Source organism: Gammaproteobacteria bacterium (assembly GCA_016716465.1).
In the GTDB taxonomy this organism is placed as follows: domain Bacteria; phylum Pseudomonadota; class Gammaproteobacteria; order SZUA-140; family SZUA-140; genus JADJWH01.
Genome location: JADJWH010000001.1, coordinates 795262 through 815420, shown reverse-complemented (window position 1 = coordinate 815420; position 20159 = coordinate 795262). Strand labels below are relative to the sequence as shown.

The following is a 20159-nucleotide window of genomic DNA, read 5'->3' as shown; positions in this document are numbered from 1 at the left end:
CATGACCACGCCAACGCTGTTGACGCTAGTACGCATCGGCCTGATACCCGTACTGGTGCTCTTCTTTTATCTGCCCTGGGAGTTGTCCCGGCCCGTCACGGCCCTGATCTTCACGCTCGCGTCCATCACCGACTGGCTCGACGGTTATCTCGCGCGCAAATTGAACCAGACCTCCGCCTTCGGTGCCTTCCTCGATCCGGTCGCCGACAAGCTGATGGTCGCCGTGGCGCTGGTCCTGCTGGTGCAGGCGAGTCCGACTCCGTGGCTTGCGATCCCGGCGGCCGTGATCATCGGGCGCGAGATCGCCGTGTCGGCGCTGCGCGAGCGCATGGCGGAGCTGGGCAAGGGCGGCGACGTCGCTGTCAGCATGATCGGCAAGATCAAGACCGGCAGCCAGATGGTGGCCATTATCCTGTTGCTGTACCGGGATCCTGTGCTGGGATTTCCCGTTGAAACGGCCGGGTATGTCCTCGTCTATGTGGCGGCGAGCCTGACCCTGTGGTCCATGATCGTCTATCTGGCGAGAGCCTGGCCGACGCTCTACGGGGCCGAGCGCGGACGTTAAACTTTTGCCGCCTCCACCTTGACATCAGGGGCCGGAAACATAAGAATATCTGCTCTTTACGGAGGGCGGGAATAGCTCAGTTGGTAGAGCACAACCTTGCCAAGGTTGGGGTCGCGAGTTCGAGTCTCGTTTCCCGCTCCAAATTTCCCTCCTGTCATGATGTACCTCTCGGCGCCCCGCGTTCGCGTCGTCATAACGAGTATTGGCTGGGTGGCAGAGTGGTTATGCAGCGGCCTGCAAAGCCGTGGACGCCGGTTCGATTCCGACCCCAGCCTCCATCACTACACCTCCTCATCGCTGCTGAAATTTTCCCCTCCATTGAGTACACTAGTCGGCGTTTATTTTGGCCCAGGTGGCGAAACAGGTAGACGCAAGGGACTTGATACATGATTTGAGCACCCAGGCGGGAAACCCTTGGCGTGAATGGAGTCAAATTCGGGGAAACCTCAGCATCCAGGATGGTGGCAATCCCGAGCTAAGCCCCGATGGCGCGGCGGATCGAGCGAATATTCGCGGTCGCGGGGAAAGTGTAGAGACTTGATGGCTCCTGCCTAAGTCGGCTGCGATAGGGCAAAGAGAAAGTCCAGACCCCAAACCCTGCGGTCGGGGCAGCGAAAGCTGTAGCGGGTAAGAAAATCCCTCGGGACTAAACTCCCATACCGGTTCGATTCCGGTCCTGGGCACCAAAATAAACCCATTTCCATATCGGATAAATTATTATTTGTTTTAAAAACAAACAGATAATATATAAATATAATGTAGTTATCTAGAAATATTCCTCGCAGAAAAGTATACTTGGGCCGTTGTTTTGGTCTGTGAGAGGCCACCAAATATATGCTCAAGTCGATAAGTAGTGCCCTGTCTGTTTCATGGTTATCCTTGCCTGCCCTAGTCGTTTGGTGCTGCATCACTCTGGTGCCCGTGACGTCCGAGGCCGCTTCCGATGAGCGCGCCGATGAGGACAGTCTCGAGCTGGGATCCACCAGGCTGATCCGATACTCGGTCGACAATAACTTCAAGGTCCGTGGCTGGAAACTTTCACCGGAGATCTATTTCGGGAACGCCAAGATCAACGGGGAATGGGGCGTGGGACTGCTGGTTGATAAAGGCGGCTACGCCTACGGTATCAACAATACGCAGGCCTCATTCATGTGGCGGTTTTGACCGGTGCGGTCCTGCCGTATTCACGTTTTTGCAGTCTCCGAGAATTCGCCTGTTCCCTAAGTTCATCCAGGACCCTGACTGCGAACGTGGCGCAGTGAGCGGCATCTTGTAACTCTGCTAATGCCTGCCTTGGTGGCGCACTTGCAGGGACAAGATCCAGCATTGCCAGCGAGTATTTAACATAATATGTATTATGCGAACTAATCAGGGGATGGCTGAGGCGGTTCTCACCCATTCCGGTAAAACGTTTGGAAATGGCGTACTAATTGCTCTTCGACGCGGATGCGTCCGATTCGTGCCGCCCGTCTACGGGCACATCTAACCCTCATTGAAGCCACTGATCTGTGCGGCGTGACCCTCAGAACCTTCCAGCGCTGGGAACGTGGCTACCGAGAGCCACCCCCAGCCGCAATACGTTTACTTGAGCATCGAGCCGACCTGGGTGAGATTAATGATGTATGGCGTGGTTGGCGGATTTTTAATGATTGCTTGCATTCGGGCAAACGTACATTTAATGAAAGTATTGAGAGAAATCGACAGGACACCCTGCGGTAACTTAGATGTTGCGTAATGCGGTTAACTGGAGAATTAAATAATGTCGCTTAATGATCCTTACGTAGATCTAGATGGATTATGTGAAGGTGGTCCTAGTAAACCATATAAATGGTCCACAATAATTTTAAATAATAATTTCAGCGAATATGAATGGAGACAGATTAATAATTATGGGTCAACGGACGGCGGCCCCGCTGAGGGAACGCGAGAAGGCCGGCTTTTGGAGTGCCCGGCAGGGACCCGCCCGGCCCCCCCCACAGGCCCAAGACCCCGCACGCAACCCCGCACCCCAAGCACGGGCCAGAGAATTTTTTGCGAATATTTACGACGTTGGTGTTGGTTCTCGTAGACTTAATTTATTAAATGATGAGAGCACCGGAAAAATACAAATCACTGATGCGAATTATCCGGGAAGACATAGGGCAAAATCACTATATTTGGATTTCAGGCACTTTATAAATCAGCGTGAACCTAGTCACTTTAATAAGGTTATTAACACCGTAAAGAAACAATTTACAGAAAAGAACATGCTTGACTTTTTCGAAGCAATTAAAAAGAACTTTGACTCAAATAATCCTATGATTTCATCATTCACAGGCAATGAATTTTCTACTAATCAATACATTGATGATTGGTTTAATGTTGAGTTTTTTCATTCCTCTCTTGATGAAAAAGCTGAACGAATAAAAGAGCTGCTTTTGGATTTTGATGCTGAAGGAGCCCAACATCTTCTATTTTCCAGCGTGATTTCTAGATCTAGTCACATAAGGTTGTTTTATGCTTGTATTAAAGACATGTATAGAGCTATGGAAAATGCGAGTTTAATTTTTAATTGTCCTGATCAGATTGTTGTCGAAAAAATAGGATCTAAATATAAGAAATAACAAGTATAAGTGACTTCTCAACTCACGCCGCGGTTTATTGTTCGACCTGGCCGGGTGCGCTATGAGCGCCCGGTTCATCACGCTGGAACTGAGCCAGCAGGATGCAGAGGTAGTGTTGCTTGTGATCGTGGCTGAGAAGATCGAGGCCGCGAAGGCGGGTGATAGAGAGATCTGCGGTGCACTGGACAAGCTCCGGATTCAATTGGATGGATGATGTTGTACCGCTACGGATGGCGGTTTATTTCATCCAAACCCCTATAAAGATAATAGTAGGCCTGTCGATTGTATGGGTATATCGCCATCCCCATGCCCCGATCTTGAGGCTGGCGATATGGTGCTAATGTGTGGCCCATCCCCTCTCCGCGCACATAAGCATATTGGCCCCTGATTTTGATCAGGGGCCAGTTTTTTCTAAGACCACCACAGAAATTGCAGTAACTACTACCCACCTGGACTCGCGGGCAAGGTCTTGGTAAGTAGCTGAGGCGGGGGGTCCGCATAGACCGGAGCGACCACCTCCCCCGCTTTCTCTTCATGGGCCTAAGCGATGAAACCTTGCCCGGATCTCCACCAGATCAGCAGCCCCGAACGAGCATGCTCCCAACGTTGGGGGAGTCTTGTGGACTTTCGAGATCGACCCATGCGGACACGACGGACTCCATATTCAGGGCAGTGGTAGATGCAAGGCTTTCCGGCCAAACCCCCACTGCATTTGCCGCCAGATACGGGGCCTGAAAAATACTTGAGGAAAATGCTTGGTTATTGATATTGATCATTTTTTGGGCATGCAGATAGCTATAAATAACTAGCTATAATTAATTACTGACAATACGTATCAAAATATGAAACCATGCGTGGTAACAATTAATATTTGACTAATTCTAAATTCAATCCTATAAAAGTTAGACCCGTTCTAATAGATATTCAAAGCGATAAGGGGTCCGCGCCGCAGCAAAAACTTACAATACCGATCTTGGGGGGAGGGATTGTTGAAGTTCCTTATTGCTGATGACCATCATCTCATCAGAGAAGGTCTTAAAAACACTCTGGAGAGTGTCTATAACGATCTCCTGGTAGTTGAAGCCAAGGATGGCGGGCAAGTTGTGGAGATGGTCGAAAATAATCCGGATCTCGATCTGATCCTGCTCGACTATTTCATGCCGCTGACGGACGGTTTTTCATTGGTCACGACTCTGTGTGACCGCTTCTCCTCCATTCCCGTCATTGTCATCTCGGCTTCCGACGACCCGGCGCTGATGCACAAGGTGCTCGATCGCGGTGTCGCCGGGTTCATTCCTAAGGCCACCAATCAGGAACTGATCGTGCGCGCGATCCAGCTCGTGCTGTCGGGGGGTACGTATATTCCGCCGGAGCTGATGGAGCCGGTCAACGCGGCGGTTAATGGCGCGAATACTATCAGCACGGCTCCGGTCGAGGGATCCATCGTGCTGGCGGAGTCCGCGCACATGTTTTCCAGGTTGACACATCGGCAGCAGGAAGTGCTTCGGTTGCTGGCCAAGGGTGAGACCAACAAGGATATCTCCCGCCACCTGAACGTGTCGGAGAACACCGTCAAGGTCCATGTCACGGCCATTCTGAAGGCCCTGGGCGTCAGTAACCGGACGCAGGCCGTGATAGTATCCCAGAAGATGGGGCTGTCGGGATAAGCGGTGTGAACCGGATCCAGACCTGATAACACGATGGCCGGCACCGCGTCGGCTACAGTCCGCGGCACGGATGGCTTGCGGATCATCGGCACGATAATAACTACAGTGAAACCATCAAGCGTACTCGCATCGCTGTTGTTGTGTGGACTTGTTCCCGCTTCCTTGCCTGCCGCCGAGACCTACCTCACGGAAGAGGAAATTCTGACGGAGATCCCTCTCGTCATCACTGCCTCCAGGCTTTTGCAGACGCCCGCCCGGGCGCCCGCCTCCGTGACGGTCATCGACAGGGAGATGATCGAGGCGTCGACCGCGCTGGACATCCCGGACCTGCTAAGGCTGGTGCCGGGATTTCAGGTGACGTATCCCAACGGCAACATCACCAGCGTGACATACCATGGGAACGAGGACGCCTGGTCCAACAGGATGCAGGTGCTGATCGACGGGCGCTCGGTGTATTCGCCGCTGTTTTCCATCGTCGACTGGACGCATCTGGATATCGATATCGACGACATCGAACGCATTGAGGTGATCCGTGGCCCGAACGCGCCGGTTTACGGCTCCAATGCGTTTCTCAGCACCGTCAACATCATTACCCGGCAACCCTTTCAGGACCGTGGATTGACAGCACGTGCGACCCGGGGCTCGCTCGATACGCGCGCGGGGATGTTGCGCTACTCGGGGAGCAACGGCGAGCTTGATTACCGCGTGACGGCGAGCTATCGCGCGGATGACGGCTTCGAGGACGTGAATGACGACAAATCCCTGAACAGCATCTCCCTGCGTGCAGTCTATGACGTGACGCCGAATGACAATGTCGACCTGCAGATGGGATTGACCCAGGGACCGGTCGGCGCCTGGGGACAGAGCCCGCTCACCTCGCCCGATCGTGACAAGGATACCCGGAGTTTCTTCGTATATTCGCGCTGGCGTCATGCGCTGAGCGCGATGAGCGAGGTCCATGTACAGGCCTACTCCAATTATCTCGACTGGTCGGACACCTATCAGATCGGCCCCTTGTCCTCCCTCTTCGGTGTCGATCCGGCGCTGATACCCTTAATATTCGGGCAGCCGGATCAGCTCTTGTCACTCAGCCGCTACGACGGAACCGTGAGGCGCGACGATATCGAGGTCCAGCACACGCTCGCGCCCGGCGCGGACTGGCGGCTTGTGTGGGGCGCCAGCTACCGGATCGATACCCTTGAGAGCTTTCAGGTCCTGGGTACTTCCGAACCGCGCAGCGATTACATACGACGCCTGTTCGCCAACGCCGAATGGACAGCGAGTCATTCACTGACCGTGAATGCCGGTGCCATGATCGAGGATAACGGCATCATCGGGACCCACGTATCCCCCAGGCTGGCGGCGAACTATGAACTGGTGCCCGATCACACCTTGCGCGCGGTCGCGACGCGGGCGCTGAGGTCGCCTTCGATTTATGAATACTATGAATTCAACGCGGTCCGTTTCGCGGATGGTACCCTACTGGACATCCAGTTTGTCTCGGATCAGTCCATTGAAGCGGAGACGATCGAGTCATATGAGATCGGTTACCGCGGGATTCTTCCCGAATCCCACCTTGAGCTCGATCTCAAGATATTCCAGGAACGTATGGACAAAATCATCACCCATCCCCGGGACCTCACCTATCCCGACCTGATCTCGCCCTTCCTGCCCCCCGACCAGGCGACCGGCAGCTTTGTCCGTGTCAACGACGGTTATGTCGATACCGCCGGGGCCGAATTTCAGCTTGTGTACCGTCCTGCGCGGAACTCGCTGTTTTCCCTTCAGTATGCCTATACCGACGCTACCGGCCGGCTCATCCGGCGGATCGAAGGGGATCAGCCGGTGCGTTATGATGAAAACATCAGCGATGCCGTGCCCACCCATACCGTTAGCGCATTGGCGAGTCATGGATTTGATAACGGTTTTCAGGCCAGTGTGGCATTCTTCTATCTGAGCGACATGGACTGGGGTGGCGACGGCAACTTCCTGCCGTCCTACCGGCGATGGGACGCGAAACTGACCAAGAAGTTTCTGCTGGGGGGGCTGGAGTCCAGCATCAGTGTTCTCGTGCAGAATCTCCTGGACGAAGAGTACGCGGAATTCCAGGAGGAGAATATCTTCGACAGGCGGACCTATGTGCAACTGGGCGTGAGGATATAGACGGAACATTCCGGAATGGGTTTCATGATTTTCCGAAGCCGTACCGTATGGCGCAGCTGGATCATGATGCTGTTCCCGGTACTCTTGCTGCTCATTGTTCCGGCCGGCGCATCCGGCTCGCCGCCCTACAAGGTCCTGTTGCTTCTGAGCGGAGATGGCACCCCCTACCACCTTGCCGCGGAGAGCTTTTCCAGGACGCTGCTGAAATCCGCCGGACGCGCAGTTCCATTCGAGATATCACGGCGGACCCTGCCGCCGGAGGAAACTGATGCGTCGCGCGCGGAGGTGGTCTCGCGCAATGACTACGATCTTATCGTCCCGATCGGGACGAACGCCGCGCAAGTGCTCAAGACCGCTCCCGGCAAGGGCGCCGTCCTCAACATCCTGACAACCCGGGACGCGTTCGAGGCGATCTGGAAGATCGATCCGGATCAGGACGCGGGCCCGGTTTCCGCCATTTACCTCGAGCAGCCCATCGCCCGGCAGGTCCGCTTCATTCAACTTGCCCTGCCTCATCACAGGCGTTGCGGGGTGATCCTCGGAAAACGTTCCCTGCACCTGGTGGATGCGCTCGAGACGGCCGCGGCAAACAGCAGGCTCAGCCTGCGCGCCATGGACATATCGGCGACCAGCAAGCCGATCGACGGTATCAAGGGGATCCTTGGAACGAATGATGTGATACTCGCGGTTCCCGATGCCGATGCCTTGACCCCGAATGTCGCCAAATGGCTGCTCTACATGGCCTACCAGAAAGAGATCCCGGTCATCGGGTTTTCGAAGGCCTTTGTCGATGCGGGCGCGCTGGGCGCGGTCTATACCGATCCGGAACAGGTTGGACGCCAGGCGGCAGAGATCGCGCTGCGGGCGGCGCTCGCGGCCGGGAACAGGGGCTCCGACAGCTGGTCCCTCCCTTCCCCGCAGTATCCCGAATATTTCAATATCGCGATCAATGAATCGGTCGCCCGATCGCTCAAACTCAGGGTACATACGGGCCAGTACCTGACCCAGTCACTGATACAGCTGGAACAGGCGGAAACCTGGAGGGCGCAGAATTGATCAATATCAGCATCAGGACGCGGATTCTGCTGTTGACCCTGACGCCGCTGCTCATCATCAGCCTGATTCTGGGCACCTACCTGGCGGGGACTCGCATCCAGGACAGCGAAACCACGCTCCGCGAGCGTGGCGATGTCCTGGTGCGCCATCTGGCCCGAGAGAGCGAGTTTGCCCTGTTTTCTGAAGATGCGAGACAGCTCGCGGCGCTTGCCGACATCGCCGCGGGTGGAGACGACGTCTACGACGTGACCATTCTGAATGCCGATGGAAAAACCGTTGCGCATGCCGTTGCCGCAGATTGGCGCGGCGACACCGCCGGCAAAATCCCGCAGGATCATCTGTTGTTGCTGTTCACGGCCCCGGTCCAGCGTTCTGGGATCATGATCTCTGACAATGCGGAACAATACCGGGAGGATCCGAATTCACGCCTGGCGCAGGATTCGACCATCGGCCGGGTCGAACTGAGGCTCTCACGCTCGGGCACTTTGGCGCGCCAGCGGGAGATCGTACGGAACATCGTCCTGCTGACCCTGGGGTCCTCGCTGCTCTGCGCCCTGCTCGCCTTCTGGATGGGCAAAGGTGTTGTCGGGCCGATCATGCGCCTGAGCCGCGCGGTGGATGGTATCCGTAAGGGCAGATTCGAGACGCGGGTTGATTGTCTGTCCAGCGGCGAACTCGGTGCGCTGGAAAGCGGATTCAACGACATGGCCGCCGCGATGGAGTCCTCCCAGTCCCAGTTGCAGGAGGAGGTCAGAAATGCCACCAACAAACTCTCGCTGTTGCTCGAATCCCTGCCCGTCGCCGTCTTTCACGCCGAGACGACCGGGAACCGCAGGGTCGTATTCATGACTCAGAGCGTAAAGAATCTCACCGGATTTGACGCGCAGGAATTCGTGGACGACGCCGCGTTATGGATCGACAGAATGCATCCTGAAGACAGGGACGGATTCCTGTACGGCATGGCCTCCATCGAAGTCGATGGCTATCATGAATTCGAATATCGCTGGCAGGTCAGGGATGGAGCATATCACTGGTTCTATTGTTACATCAGGACCAACGAAGTCGTCACTCCGAGGCTGATCGGTATGCTGCAGGATATCACCGAGTTCAAGAAGCTGTCGCTGCAGCTGACGAACACCATAACCTCGCTGCAGGAGAAGAACCGAGAGCTCGACCAGTCGCGCAAGGAAGCGCTTGATGCCGGCTACAATAAGGGTGTGTTCCTTGCCAACATGAGCCATGAAATCAGGACTCCGTTGAGTTCGATCATCGGATACAGCTCAAAAATCGAATCTCTCCTCAACACCGCCGCGAATACCGAAGCGGTTCATGAGTGCGCGCGCATCATTGGACAGGCATCGAGCCAGTTGAAGCGGATCATCGACGACATTCTGAGCTTTTCTAAGCTGGAATCCGGAACGGTGCATCTGGAGCAGGTCTCATTCGACCTGCGCACGGATTTCGAGGACGTGATCAGCATGATGAGCGCCGAAACCGGCAATAAGAGGATAGAGCTCTCGTTGCGGTTCGATTCCGATGTGCCGACGCGCCTCATCGGTGATCCGGGTCGCATCAATCAGGTGCTGTTCAATCTTTTGAGCAATGCGATCAAGTTTACCGAGGCCGGATACGTCGACGTGCACGTCACCGTCCGGGAGATGTCCGGGGAGTGGGCTCTCATCGAGGTGAGCGTCAGGGATACCGGGATCGGAATGCCGCGCGAAGTGATGAATGGAATCTTCACGCCCTTCCACCAGGGAGATGCTTCCATCTCGCGCCGCTATGGCGGCACCGGGCTGGGCCTCTCGATCGCTTCCCGGGTGGTCGAGCTATGGAGCGGTGAACTGGGCGCCGAGAGCGAACCCGGGAAGGGATCCTGCTTCCATTTCACCATCAATTGCCTGCGGCAGCCGGTACAGGATGATTTCGCTATCGATGAAGGAATCCGTGGTCGCAAGGTTCTGCTGTACGACGATCATCAGCCCGCCTTGAGGGCGGTGCGCAGCCTGCTGCTGGGGTGGTCGATGAATCTGTACCAGGCCCGTTCGCGCTGCCAGATAAAACCCATGATCGATGAGGCTGAAGCGGTGGGAGAGCCCTATGATCTTCTGATACTGGGGGCCGGCATTACCGACGGGATTCCCGGCGTGATCAGCCTGAATGTATTGCTGGGGATACTAGGTATTGAAGGTGAGCCCCCGTTGCTGCTGTTGTTGAACCGCCAGGATATGGGCGAAGCGGAAAGGCTGGTCGGCCGGCGGGCAATCATGATGGAAAAGCCGGTGCGGCGCGATGCCCTCTACCACAATGTAGGCAAACTGCTCGGAGTGACTGTGGCGTATCCGGGACAACAGCCGTCAAACGGGATCTCGGAAGCCACTCGTTATGAAGGCGTCCACGTGCTGCTCGCCGAGGACAACGAGTTCAATCGCGCCCTGATCACCGCGGTGCTGGAGACCCGCGGGCTGATCGTTACCCAGGCCGACAATGGGCTGGCGGCGCTGGAGCGGGCCGGTGAACAGGCCTATGATCTGGTGATCGTGGACATCCATCTTCCCGGAATGGACGGCAGCGAGGCGGCACGCCGCATTCGTTCGCTGAGGCCTGAATATCGATCCGTGCCGATCATCGCCCTGACCGCCGACATCTTTTTTGATACCCCGGAAAATCTGGTTCGCTATGGCATAGATGCCTGTCTGTTGAAGCCGCTCGACGAGCACAGGTTGTGGAAACTGATCGATTCTCTCCGCAGCGCGCGGACGGAAGCGCCGGTACCGCCGCGCAGTCCGGTCCCGATACGCCCTGTCCGGCCGATGGATCCCGGCAGGCCGAGTGGGCAAGCAATGATTCAGAATTTCATGGGGATGGAGTCGGCGCTTGTCACTTCACTGGAGAACCTGAATGAGCGTCTGAAGGAGGCCCTGCGTCCCGAGTCCGGCGAGGACCTGCACGCCATCATCCATGAGATGAAGGGTGTGGTCTGCTATTTCGGGATTTCCGAGCTTTCCAACACCGTCATCGAGGCCGAGAGGCTGGTCGCCGCCGACGCACGCTCCGAGGCCGCGGGCCTGTGTTTGCGCAGGCTTGAGATGCAGGTCGCCGATTTCGCCGCGGCCTATGGCGGCCGTAAACAGCAGGCGGATGCGTCGCACTAGCACTCGAGGCGGAGCCATGGAGATCGATCGGGTTATCGCGGCGGAATTTCCGCCGCAAGACCGTTGTATTCACCTGAATCATGCCGGTGTGGCGCCCTGGCCCAGGCGCGCCGTCGCCGCGGTGACGCGATTCGCGGAGGAGAGTCATGCCTGCGGCGTGACTACCTATGAGGGCTGGTTGCGCACGGAAGCGAATCTGCGTCAGTCTCTGTGCCGGCTGATTCAGGGCGCGATGCCGGAGGATATCGCTCTCCTGAAGAATACCTCGGAAGGCCTCTCCGTGGTCGCCCATGGCCTGTCCTGGCGCGACGGTGACAACATCGTGACCACCGACCAGGAGTTTCCTTCCAACCGCGTCGTATGGCAATCCCTGGCTCCACAGGGCGTGGAGTTGCGCCAGGCTGCGCTCGATGGTGTGACGCCGCCGGAAGAGCTGCTGTTCAGGTGCGTCGATCAGCGCACCCGCCTGATCGCGGTGAGTTCGGTCCAGTACGCCACCGGTCTGCGCATGGACCTCGAACGGATCGGTGAATTCTGTCGCCGGCACGGGATCCTGTTCTGTGTCGATGCGATCCAGAGCCTGGGTGCGATTGAGTTCGACCTCGAGGCCATACAGGCCGATTTCGTCGCCGCTGACGGCCATAAGTGGATGCTAGGGCCGGAAGGCGTCGCGCTGTTCTACGTGCGCCCCGAACTGCGCGAACGGATTATCTTGAGGCAGTTCGGTTGGCACATGGTCGAGGCGATGGGCGATTACGCGCGCGCCGACTGGAGTCCCGCCCGTTTCGCGCGCCGTTTTGAATGCGGCAGCCCGAATCTGCTCGGCATTCATGCCCTGGAGGCAAGTCTTTCCCTGCTACTTGAGATCGGCCTGAAGACTGTATCAAGAATGATTCTGAACAATAGTTCTTATTTGATTGAAGTTATTGATGATAATCCGGACAGCCTGGAGTTGCTCTCGGTGCGGGATCCGGGCCGCCGCTCGGGTATCGTGACCTTCCGGCACCGCGCCCTGCCCACTGCGGGGCTGTACCAGATCCTGCGTGATCAAGGTGTCATCTGCGCCATGCGCGGCGGCGGGATCCGTTTCTCACCGCATTTCCACACCCGGCGCAAGTCACTGGAAAAGGCGATGCAACTGGTGCTCGTAGCGGTCTGAAGCGGCTCAGGCCGCGATCTCGACGCCGAACAGGCGCGAGAAGTTGTCCGTAGTGATACGCGCGATCCGCTCCAGTGATACCCCACGCAGACCGGCGAGACACTCCGCCACATGGCGCACATGCGCCGGATGGTTCGGTTTGCCACGGTGCGGCACCGGTGCCAGATAGGGCGAATCGGTTTCAACGAGCAGGTATTCCTCCGGGATGCGTGCCGCGACCTCGCGCAGTTCAGTTGCGCTGTTGAAGGTGAGGATGCCGGAGAACGAGATGCTGAACCCGAGTTCGATCGCCGCCTGCGCGGTGGCGAGGTCCCCGGTGAAACAGTGCATGACGCCTCTGACGTTCGCCCCGCCCGCTTCGCCCAGGATCTTCAGGGTATCTTCCGTCGCGTCACGCATATGGGTGATGAGCGGCAGCCCGGTCTCGCGCGCGGCGGCGATGTGGCGGCGGAAGCGTTCCCGCTGCCAGTCCATGTCGCCATTACTGCGGAAGTAATCGAGACCGGTCTCGCCGATGGCGATCACCTTGCTCTCCGCCTTCGCGATACTGACCAGATCCGCCACCGTGGGATCCCGACCATCGCGTTCGTTGGGATGTACGCCGACCGAGGCGTAGACATGTTCCCAGGCCTTCGCCAGGGCGAGCACGCGCGGGAATTCCTCCAGCGTGATGGAGACACAGAGCATTCGCCCCACGCCTTGTGCGCGGGCGCGTTCCATGACCTCCTCCAGACTGCCGCCGAGCTGGGGCAGATCGAGCAGGTCGAGATGGCAATGCGAATCGACGAGAAGCATCGGCCTCGTTCCGATTGGGGTGTCTCGCGGTCGTGAAGGAAAAATCGACGGAAATCGACAGGCGCGGATGCGGGTTCGCGCCGGCAGAATCGTCAGGCTACATGGTATGGGTCATGCGGTCGGATTTCAACGCGCCCGCGAGATAGGTCTCAATCTTGTTGCGTACCGCCTCGCCGTCCTTGTCCGTGAACTGTACGCCGATGCCGGGGACGAAATGGCCCTGGGCGCCTTTGGGATTGATCCAGGCCACACGGCCGACGACCGGCATCTTTTCCGTCTCTTCCATGAGGGTCAGCAACATGAAGACCTCGTCGCCGAGGGCGTAGTTCTTGTTCGTCGGGATGAAGATGCCGCCGCCCTTGAAGAAGGGGATATAGGCCGAATAGAGCGAGCCCTTGTCCTTGATCGCCAGCGACAGAATGCCCTGGCGCGGGCTGCCTCCGGCGGCGTGTTCCCCTGCTCCTGTCGCGTCGCTCATGAATTAATTATCTTTTATTTATCAGTATGATAAATGGGAAATATCGCAAAATCTGTCAACCGGGGACCCGATCCTTTTCCCGTTGTGCCCAGGGCAGCAAGGCCTCTTCAAGTACCAGCTGGGCGTTCGCGGAGCCGTCCAGGAGGCGCAAGGCCCGGGAGATCCGGTCCAGTTGTTCGAACAACCATGGGCCATTCAGTTCCGACGAGAGCCGCGCCAGGGTGTCCTGTCCATCGGGGTTGCTGATGCGGGGCGGCTGATCCGAGGACTGAAATCGGATCATGTCGACCAGCCATCCGTGTAACCAATATAGCGATGCTTTGGCATCAAACTTTAGCCAGTTTTCCGCCACTTGGAGCGGATCCGACTGAAGCCGGACGACGGACTGGAGCTCCTTCAACATCTCCTGTCGCCGCGCCAGATGGCCCTGGGCGGCAAGATCGGCTGCGGCCAGCGGGGCACCCTGCGCCAGCGCCAGCAGGGTGGCGGCTTCACCCTGCCCTATCCCGGGTCTGCACGCCAGCCAGTCCAGTGCCGGTTCGGGATCCTCCAGGGCCAGGTTCAACCTCTGGCAACGGCTGCGCACGGTCGCCGGCAGGGCCGCGGGACGGCCGCTGACCAGGATCATATGTACGCCGGACGGCGGTTCCTCCAGCATCTTCAACAGGCCGTTCGCGGCGCTCAGGTTCATCTGCTCCGCCGGATGGATGATGACGACCTTGCGTCCGGCATAGTGCGCCTTGAGTTCCAGGAACTGGCCGATGGCCCGAATCTGGTCGATGTTGATGACGGACTTGTCTTCTTCCGGCTCGCATCGATGGAGGTCGGGGTGGGACCCGGCCTGCGTCAGCCGGCAGGAGCGGCATGCGCCGCAGGGCAGGGTCGAGGCCGCGGGCGATTCGCACAGCAGCGCATGCGCGAGCAGGCGCGCGAAATGGTGTTTGCCCATCCCGGGCAGGCCGCACAGCAGCAGCGCGTGCGGCAGGCGGTCGGCCTTACGCAGGGCGCGCACCCGTTCCCAGTGCGGCGCTTGCCAGGGCAGCGGCGCGTTCAGCGAATCCGGGTCGCCAGCCATTCCGTCATCACCTCTCGCAGCCTTGCCTGCACATGTTCGAGCGGCGCGTCCGCCGCGATGACTCGGTAACGCCGCGGCTCCTGCCGCGCGAGCCGCAGATAGGCATCGCGCACGCGCTCGAAGAAATCGAGTTTCTCCCTTTCGAAGCGGTCTGCGCTGTTGCGTCGGCCGGCGCGCCCGAGCCCGGTCTCCACCGGCAGGTCGAGCAACAGCGTGAGATCGGGCTGCAGGTCGCGATGGACCCAGTCGGCCAGCAGCGCCACCCGCTCAAAGCCGAGCCCGCGTCCGCCGCCCTGATAGGCGAAGGTGGCATCGGTGAAGCGGTCGCAGACCACCCAGCGGCCGGCGGCCAGGGCCGGCCGTATCACCCGCGCGATGTGCTCCGCCCGTGCCGCGAACATCAGGAGCAGCTCGGTATCGGCGGCCATGCCGTCATGGCGATGATCCAGCAGCAGAGCGCGGATCTCCTCCCCGAGCGGGGTTCCGCCCGGCTCCCGCGTCACGACCACCTCCACGCCCCGCGCCTCGAGCAGGGCGCGGACAAACTCGATATTGGTCGTTTTGCCAACGCCCTCGATGCCTTCGAGCGTGATGAAGCGTCCCGCTGTCGCCGTCATTTCCGGCCCCGTCCCCCGTTCAGTTGATAGTCCCTGACCGCGCCGGCGTGCTCGTCGAAGCTCGCCGAAAAATGGTGCGTGCCATCTCCGCGTGAAACGAAGTACAGCTCATTTCCCGGTGCGGGATGCAGCGCGGCGTGCAGGGCGTCTCCACCGGGCAGGGCGATCGGCGTCGGCGGCAGGCCCGCGCGCGTGTAGGTATTGTACGGGGTGTCCGCCTCCAAATCACGGCGCCGCAGATTGCCGTCGAATTTCGCGCCCAGACCGTAGATCACGGTCGGATCGGTCTGCAGCCGCATGTTCTTCTGCAGGCGCCGGATGAAAACGCCCGCGATCCGGGGACGTTCATCCGCGCTGCCGGTCTCCTTCTCGACGATCGAGGCGAGGATCAGGGCCTGATAGGGCGTCTCCAGCGGAAGGTCGGGTGCCCTGTCGCGCCATTCCTGTTCCAGGCGCCGTTCCATTGCCGCATAGGCGTATTGCAGCAGGGCCAGGTCGGTGGTGCCGGAGGGGAACAGATAGGTGTCCGGGAAGAAGCGGCCCTCGGGGTGTTCACCCGGATGGCCGAGCCGTTCCATGATGACAGCACCGTCCTCGGTATCCAGGGTGTGGCGGATCTTCTCGTGCGCGCGCACCGCCACCAGCATCTGGCGGAACGACCATCCTTCCGGAATGGTCAGCGAATAACGCATCACATCGCCCTGCTCCATCTTGTCGAGCAGCAGGGCGGGCGTCATCAGGCCCTCGATCAGGTATTCCCCTGCCTTGATGCGGTCGGCGCTGCCGCGCCAGCGCGCATACCACACCAGATAATAAGGATGCTCGACCAGCCCCAGCTTGCCGAGGTCACGCGCGACGCTGATCAGGCCGCTGCCGGGGCGGACTTCATAGACCACGGACTGCCCGTTCTGCACCAGCGGGCGGTTCAGGAAGGCCTGCAGGTCGATCAGGATCCAGCCCGCGGTGAAGCTCACGACGATGAGCGTGACACCAAGAATTTTTGAAAGCCAGGTGCGCATGCTCAGTTCATTCCACCCGCGTCGTGAGTGATATCGGGCCGCGGTATTTCCGGCATCAGGCTGAAGGCCCCGATCGCGGCCGTGACGCGCGCCGTGACCGGACCGGGAGTCCATGTGCGTCCGACAGCGCGGTGTACCGGCCAAACACCGATCAGGCTGTTACACAGAAATACTTCGTCGGCGCGCCGCAGGTCTTCTTCATCCAGATGGCATTCCGTCACGCGCAGGCCGACGGTCTGCGCCCACGCGATGATCGTGGCACGCATGGCGCCAGCCACGCCGCACTCATCGAGCCTGGGGGTCAGCAGCGCGCCGTCCCGCAGCAGGAAGAGATTGCTCATGGTCCCTTCGACGATATGGCCGTGTCCGTCCCGCATCCAGCCCTCGGCGATCCCGGCATCGTCCCATTCCGCGCGGGCGAGCACCTGTTCGAGTCGATTGAGATGCTTGACACCGGCCAGCGCCGGATTGGCGCCGAGCCGCGTTGTACACAGACGTACTGTGACCCCGTCACGATAATACTGCGCGGGATACTCCGGGGCCGGTGCCAGCGTCACGATTCGCGTCCCCGGCGCAGTGGCATCGAAGCGGTACCCGCGCGTGCCGGGCCCCCGTGTCAGCACGATCTTCAGAACCCCGCGCACCGTCCCCGCGCAGAGCACGGCAGACTCCGCGCGCAGCCGGGAGGCGTCGACCGGGGCAAACCGTAACCGGCGGCAGCCTTCCTGCAGTTGTTCGATGTGCCGTTCCCAGAGTTGTGGTTCACCTTTCTTTACCGCCAGCGTGGAAAACAGCCCGTCCCCATACAGGAGTCCGCGGTCGTGCAGGTCGATCGTGTGTCCGGGTTGTCCGTTGATCAGGCTCGATGACACGTCCTAATCCTCCGTGTTGAGAGCGCGCAGCAGGCCGCGGGCCTTGGCGCGGGTCTCGGCCAGCTCGCGTGCGGGATCGGAATCGGCGACGATGCCGGCGCCAGCGCGCAGGATCAGGCGACCGGCCTGGCGCTGAAGCGTGCGGATCAGGATATTGAAATCCATATTGCCGTTGCCGTCCAGGTAGCCGAGTGATCCGGTGTAGGCGCCGCGCGCGCGTTGCTCGAGCTCGCCGATGATCTCCATGCAGCGGATCTTCGGGCAGCCCGTGATGGTACCGCCGGGAAAGACGGCGCGGATGATCGCGCCGGGCGTCGTGCATTCGTCCAGGCGGCCGGCGACGTTCGAGACGATGTGATGCACATGCGCATAGGATTCCAGCGTCATCAGCTCGTTGACCTCTACGCTGCCCGGACGGCAGACACGACCCAGGTCGTTGCGCTCGAGGTCGATCAGCATGATGTGTTCCGCGCGCTCCTTGGGGTGTTGCAGCAGGCGGCGCGAAAGCTCGCCGTCGCTGTCAGGATCCGTTCCGCGCGGATGGGTGCCGGCGATCGGCCGTGTTTCAATACGGTCCCCGCGTACGCTGAACAGTCGCTCGGGAGACGAGCTGATGATCGTCGTGTTTCCGATTCGGGCGATGGCGGAGAACGGTGCGGGATTGCTGCGGCGCAGGCGGCGGTAGAGGTCCGCGTCGCTTAGCGCCGGGTCGATCGCGCCGATCCAGGCGCGGGACAGATTGACCTGGAACACGTCGCCCTCGACGATATAACGCTTGATTCGTTCGACACCGGAGAGAAAATGCTCGGGGTCATCCTCCCGCATTCTGGTCTCGACCAGCGGCCCCGGCACGTCCGTATCCTGGCCGGAGCAGGTCGCGAGATTCCGCAGGATACGGGCGGACAGCACGTCGTGCCCGGGCTCCTCCACCAGATAGATGCAGTCCGCGGTATGGTCGCGGATCAGCGCGGCCGGGCAGCGCACCGCCGCGGCAAGCGGTAGATCGTCCTCCGGCGGCGGGAGATCCGCCAGGCGCGGTTCGATGCGGGTCGCGAGCTCGTACGCCAGGAACACGAACCATCCGCCGGTAAACGGCAGTGCCGGGGACTCATCCGGCGGGCGGCGGTGCTGCTGCCACCAGCAGTCCAGCTGCGCAAGGAAGTCCGTGGCGGCGTCCCCGGCGACGGATCCGCGCAGGCCGTTCCGGTCCAGTATCAGCTGTTCATCCGTGGCCGCGAACAGGATGTCGTAGCGCGCCGAAGGTGTTCCGTGGCTGACGCTCTCCAGCAGGCAGGGATAACGCAGTGGATCGGCTTCATGCAAAGGAAGGAGGTCGCCTGCGTAATCAAGACGGCGCACCTTAGGCCGTGCGTCCGCCACGGCGTGCCGCGGCGGGTGCGGGTCCTGGCTTGTCTGGCTCACCATGAAATGGGCGGTGGACCGAGGGTGATGCGGCAACCGACGCGGCGATCTAGCCCGGCTTCCTGAAGACCAGGGTTCCGTTGGTGCCACCGAAACCGAAGGAGTTCGAGATCGCGACGTCGATCTTCATCGGGCGCGCCTGGTGCGGGACGTAGTCAAGGTCGCAGTCGGGATCCGGGTTGTCGAGATTGATGGTCGGCGGGGCCACCTGGTCGCGGATCGCGAGCACTGAAAAGATCGCCTCGATGCCGCCCGCGGCGCCGAGCAGGTGGCCGGTCATGGACTTGGTGGAACTCATCGCCACGCGTCGCGCGTGATCGCCGAAGGCCGCCTTCACCGCCAGCGTCTCGGCCTTGTCGCCCGCCGGCGTCGAGGTGCCGTGGGCATTGATGTAGTCGACGGCGTCCGGGTTGAGGCCCGCATTGCGCAGCGCGTTCTGCATGCAGCGCATCGCGCCCTCCCCATTCTCCGGTGGCGCCGTCATGTGATAGGCGTCACCGCTCATGCCGTAGCCGATCAGCTCGGCATAGATGCGCGCGCCGCGCGCCCTGGCATGTTCATATTCCTCCAGTACCACCACGCCGGCGCCATCGCTCAACACGAAGCCGTCGCGGTCGCGATCCCACGGACGGCTGGCCGCGGTCGGGGCGTCGTTGCGCGCGGACAGCGCGCGCGCGGCGCAGAATCCGCCCAGGCAGGTCGGCGAGGTGGCCATCTCCGCGCCGCCCGCCACCATCACGTCGGCGTCGCCGTATTCGATGATGCGGCCCGCTTCGCCGATGCTGTGCGTGCCGGTGGAACAGGCCGTGACAATGGCAAGGTTAGGCCCCTTCATGCCGTGCATGATGGACAGATTGCCGGAGATCATGTTGATGATGTTGCTCGGCACGAAGAACGGCGAGATCTTGCGCGGCCCGCCGTTGAGGTAGGCGTCATAACCCTTCTCGATGCCCGGCAGGCCGCCGATGCCCGAGCCGATCGCGACGCCGATGCGGGGAGCATTCTGTTCCGTCACTTCCAGGCCGGAGTCACGAATCGCCTGCACCCCGGCGGCGATGCCGTAATGGATGAAGGGATCCATTTTCTTGACGTCTTTCGCCGGAATGTAGTCCGCCGGATCGAAGCCCTTTACCGCCCCGCCGATGCGGGTCGGAAAGGCGGACACCTCAAAGCGTTCGATCGGTCCGATGCCGCTCCTGCCCGCGAGAATGTTCTCCCAGCATTCGGTCACTCCGAGCCCGACGGGCGCGACAATGCCGAGCCCGGTGATTACGACGCGTCGTTTGCTGTTCAAGGGTTCAGCTTCCTGTCAATTGATCAAGGATGTTCGCGGCGGCCATGGGCGGCCGCCGCGACCTCGGATGCCATGACCGGCGCGTCGGCGGGGCCGGCGGCCGGGTTTCAGGCATGAGTATCAGTGGTGAACGGCCCGGTGACAAGCCAGATGAACATGAATACGGGTTACAGATTACGGACGCGCTCTTGACGGCGCGCTCCGGTCCTGCGGCGGGCG

At 59.9% G+C, this 20159-nt stretch carries 18 protein-coding genes and 2 tRNA genes; 12 read left to right on the top strand and 8 right to left on the bottom strand.

Going from position 1 to position 20159, the window contains the following annotated elements:
• Position 1 precedes the first annotated feature (1 nt).
• From pgsA to IPM20_03770, 12 genes are all read left to right on the top strand, one after another.
• On the top strand, positions 2 to 565 hold the full coding sequence (gene pgsA / locus IPM20_03825; GenBank protein MBK9130758.1) for a CDP-diacylglycerol--glycerol-3-phosphate 3-phosphatidyltransferase: 564 nt from the start codon (positions 2 to 4) through the stop codon (positions 563 to 565).
• Positions 566 to 630: 65 nt separating this feature from the next.
• Positions 631 to 706 (top strand) — tRNA-Gly (locus IPM20_03820).
• A 63-nt stretch (positions 707 to 769) separates the two neighbouring features.
• Positions 770 to 843: transfer RNA gene (locus tag IPM20_03815), tRNA-Cys, on the top strand.
• Positions 844 to 1480: 637 nt separating this feature from the next.
• The gene (locus IPM20_03810; protein MBK9130757.1) at positions 1481 to 1729 is read left to right on the top strand and encodes a hypothetical protein; all 249 of its coding nucleotides are present in this window, start codon (positions 1481 to 1483) and stop codon (positions 1727 to 1729) included.
• Positions 1730 to 2011: 282 nt separating this feature from the next.
• The gene (locus IPM20_03805) at positions 2012 to 2284 is read left to right on the top strand and encodes a helix-turn-helix domain-containing protein (GenBank protein ID MBK9130756.1); all 273 of its coding nucleotides are present in this window, start codon (positions 2012 to 2014) and stop codon (positions 2282 to 2284) included.
• A 170-nt stretch (positions 2285 to 2454) separates the two neighbouring features.
• Positions 2455 to 3168 carry a hypothetical protein gene (locus IPM20_03800; protein ID MBK9130755.1) on the top strand — a complete coding sequence of 238 codons (714 nt, stop codon included), beginning with the start codon at positions 2455 to 2457 and terminating at the stop codon, positions 3166 to 3168.
• Positions 3169 to 3229: 61 nt separating this feature from the next.
• Positions 3230 to 3382, top strand: a complete 153-nt coding sequence (locus tag IPM20_03795) for a hypothetical protein (GenBank protein MBK9130754.1) — start codon at positions 3230 to 3232, stop codon at positions 3380 to 3382.
• Positions 3383 to 4157: 775 nt separating this feature from the next.
• Positions 4158 to 4835, top strand: a complete 678-nt coding sequence (locus IPM20_03790; protein MBK9130753.1) for a response regulator transcription factor — start codon at positions 4158 to 4160, stop codon at positions 4833 to 4835.
• Between the two features lie 33 nt (positions 4836 to 4868).
• On the top strand, positions 4869 to 6998 hold the full coding sequence (locus IPM20_03785) for a TonB-dependent receptor (GenBank protein ID MBK9130752.1): 2130 nt from the start codon (positions 4869 to 4871) through the stop codon (positions 6996 to 6998).
• A gap of 24 nt (positions 6999 to 7022) precedes the next feature.
• Positions 7023 to 8054 (top strand): hypothetical protein, encoded by a 1032-nt coding sequence (locus IPM20_03780; GenBank protein ID MBK9130751.1) that lies wholly within the window; start codon positions 7023 to 7025, stop codon positions 8052 to 8054.
• Complete coding sequence (locus tag IPM20_03775) at positions 8051 to 11209, top strand: response regulator (GenBank protein MBK9130750.1); 3159 nt, start codon at positions 8051 to 8053, stop codon at positions 11207 to 11209. Before IPM20_03780 ends, IPM20_03775 begins: the two co-directional genes overlap by 4 nt.
• A gap of 16 nt (positions 11210 to 11225) precedes the next feature.
• The gene (locus tag IPM20_03770; protein ID MBK9130749.1) at positions 11226 to 12368 is read left to right on the top strand and encodes an aminotransferase class V-fold PLP-dependent enzyme; all 1143 of its coding nucleotides are present in this window, start codon (positions 11226 to 11228) and stop codon (positions 12366 to 12368) included.
• Positions 12369 to 12374: 6 nt separating this feature from the next.
• Here the strand turns inward: IPM20_03770 and IPM20_03765 are convergent, their stop codons facing one another.
• The 8 genes from IPM20_03765 to fabF form a co-directional block, all read right to left on the bottom strand.
• Positions 12375 to 13163: a TatD family hydrolase gene (locus IPM20_03765; GenBank protein ID MBK9130748.1), complete on the bottom strand. Its 789-nt coding sequence runs from the start codon at positions 13161 to 13163 to the stop codon at positions 12375 to 12377.
• 97 nt (positions 13164 to 13260) lie between these two features.
• Positions 13261 to 13641 (bottom strand): PilZ domain-containing protein, encoded by a 381-nt coding sequence (locus tag IPM20_03760; GenBank protein MBK9130747.1) that lies wholly within the window; start codon positions 13639 to 13641, stop codon positions 13261 to 13263.
• A gap of 55 nt (positions 13642 to 13696) precedes the next feature.
• Positions 13697 to 14716: a DNA polymerase III subunit delta' gene (locus IPM20_03755; protein ID MBK9130746.1), complete on the bottom strand. Its 1020-nt coding sequence runs from the start codon at positions 14714 to 14716 to the stop codon at positions 13697 to 13699.
• A complete protein-coding gene (locus tag IPM20_03750) occupies positions 14692 to 15333 on the bottom strand; it encodes a dTMP kinase (GenBank protein ID MBK9130745.1) in 642 nt (213 codons plus the stop codon). Before IPM20_03750 ends, IPM20_03755 begins: the two co-directional genes overlap by 25 nt.
• Positions 15330 to 16352, bottom strand: a complete 1023-nt coding sequence (gene mltG / locus IPM20_03745; protein MBK9130744.1) for an endolytic transglycosylase MltG — start codon at positions 16350 to 16352, stop codon at positions 15330 to 15332. The genes IPM20_03750 and mltG overlap by 4 nt, the downstream gene beginning before the upstream one ends.
• A 2-nt stretch (positions 16353 to 16354) precedes the next feature.
• The gene (gene pabC, locus IPM20_03740) at positions 16355 to 17224 is read right to left on the bottom strand and encodes an aminodeoxychorismate lyase (GenBank protein ID MBK9130743.1); all 870 of its coding nucleotides are present in this window, start codon (positions 17222 to 17224) and stop codon (positions 16355 to 16357) included.
• A 3-nt stretch (positions 17225 to 17227) separates the two neighbouring features.
• Positions 17228 to 18649, bottom strand: a complete 1422-nt coding sequence (locus tag IPM20_03735) for an aminodeoxychorismate synthase component I (GenBank protein ID MBK9130742.1) — start codon at positions 18647 to 18649, stop codon at positions 17228 to 17230.
• A gap of 46 nt (positions 18650 to 18695) precedes the next feature.
• Positions 18696 to 19940, bottom strand: coding sequence for a beta-ketoacyl-ACP synthase II (gene fabF / locus IPM20_03730; protein MBK9130741.1), 1245 nt, complete (start codon positions 19938 to 19940; stop codon positions 18696 to 18698).
• Positions 19941 to 20159 lie beyond the last annotated feature (219 nt).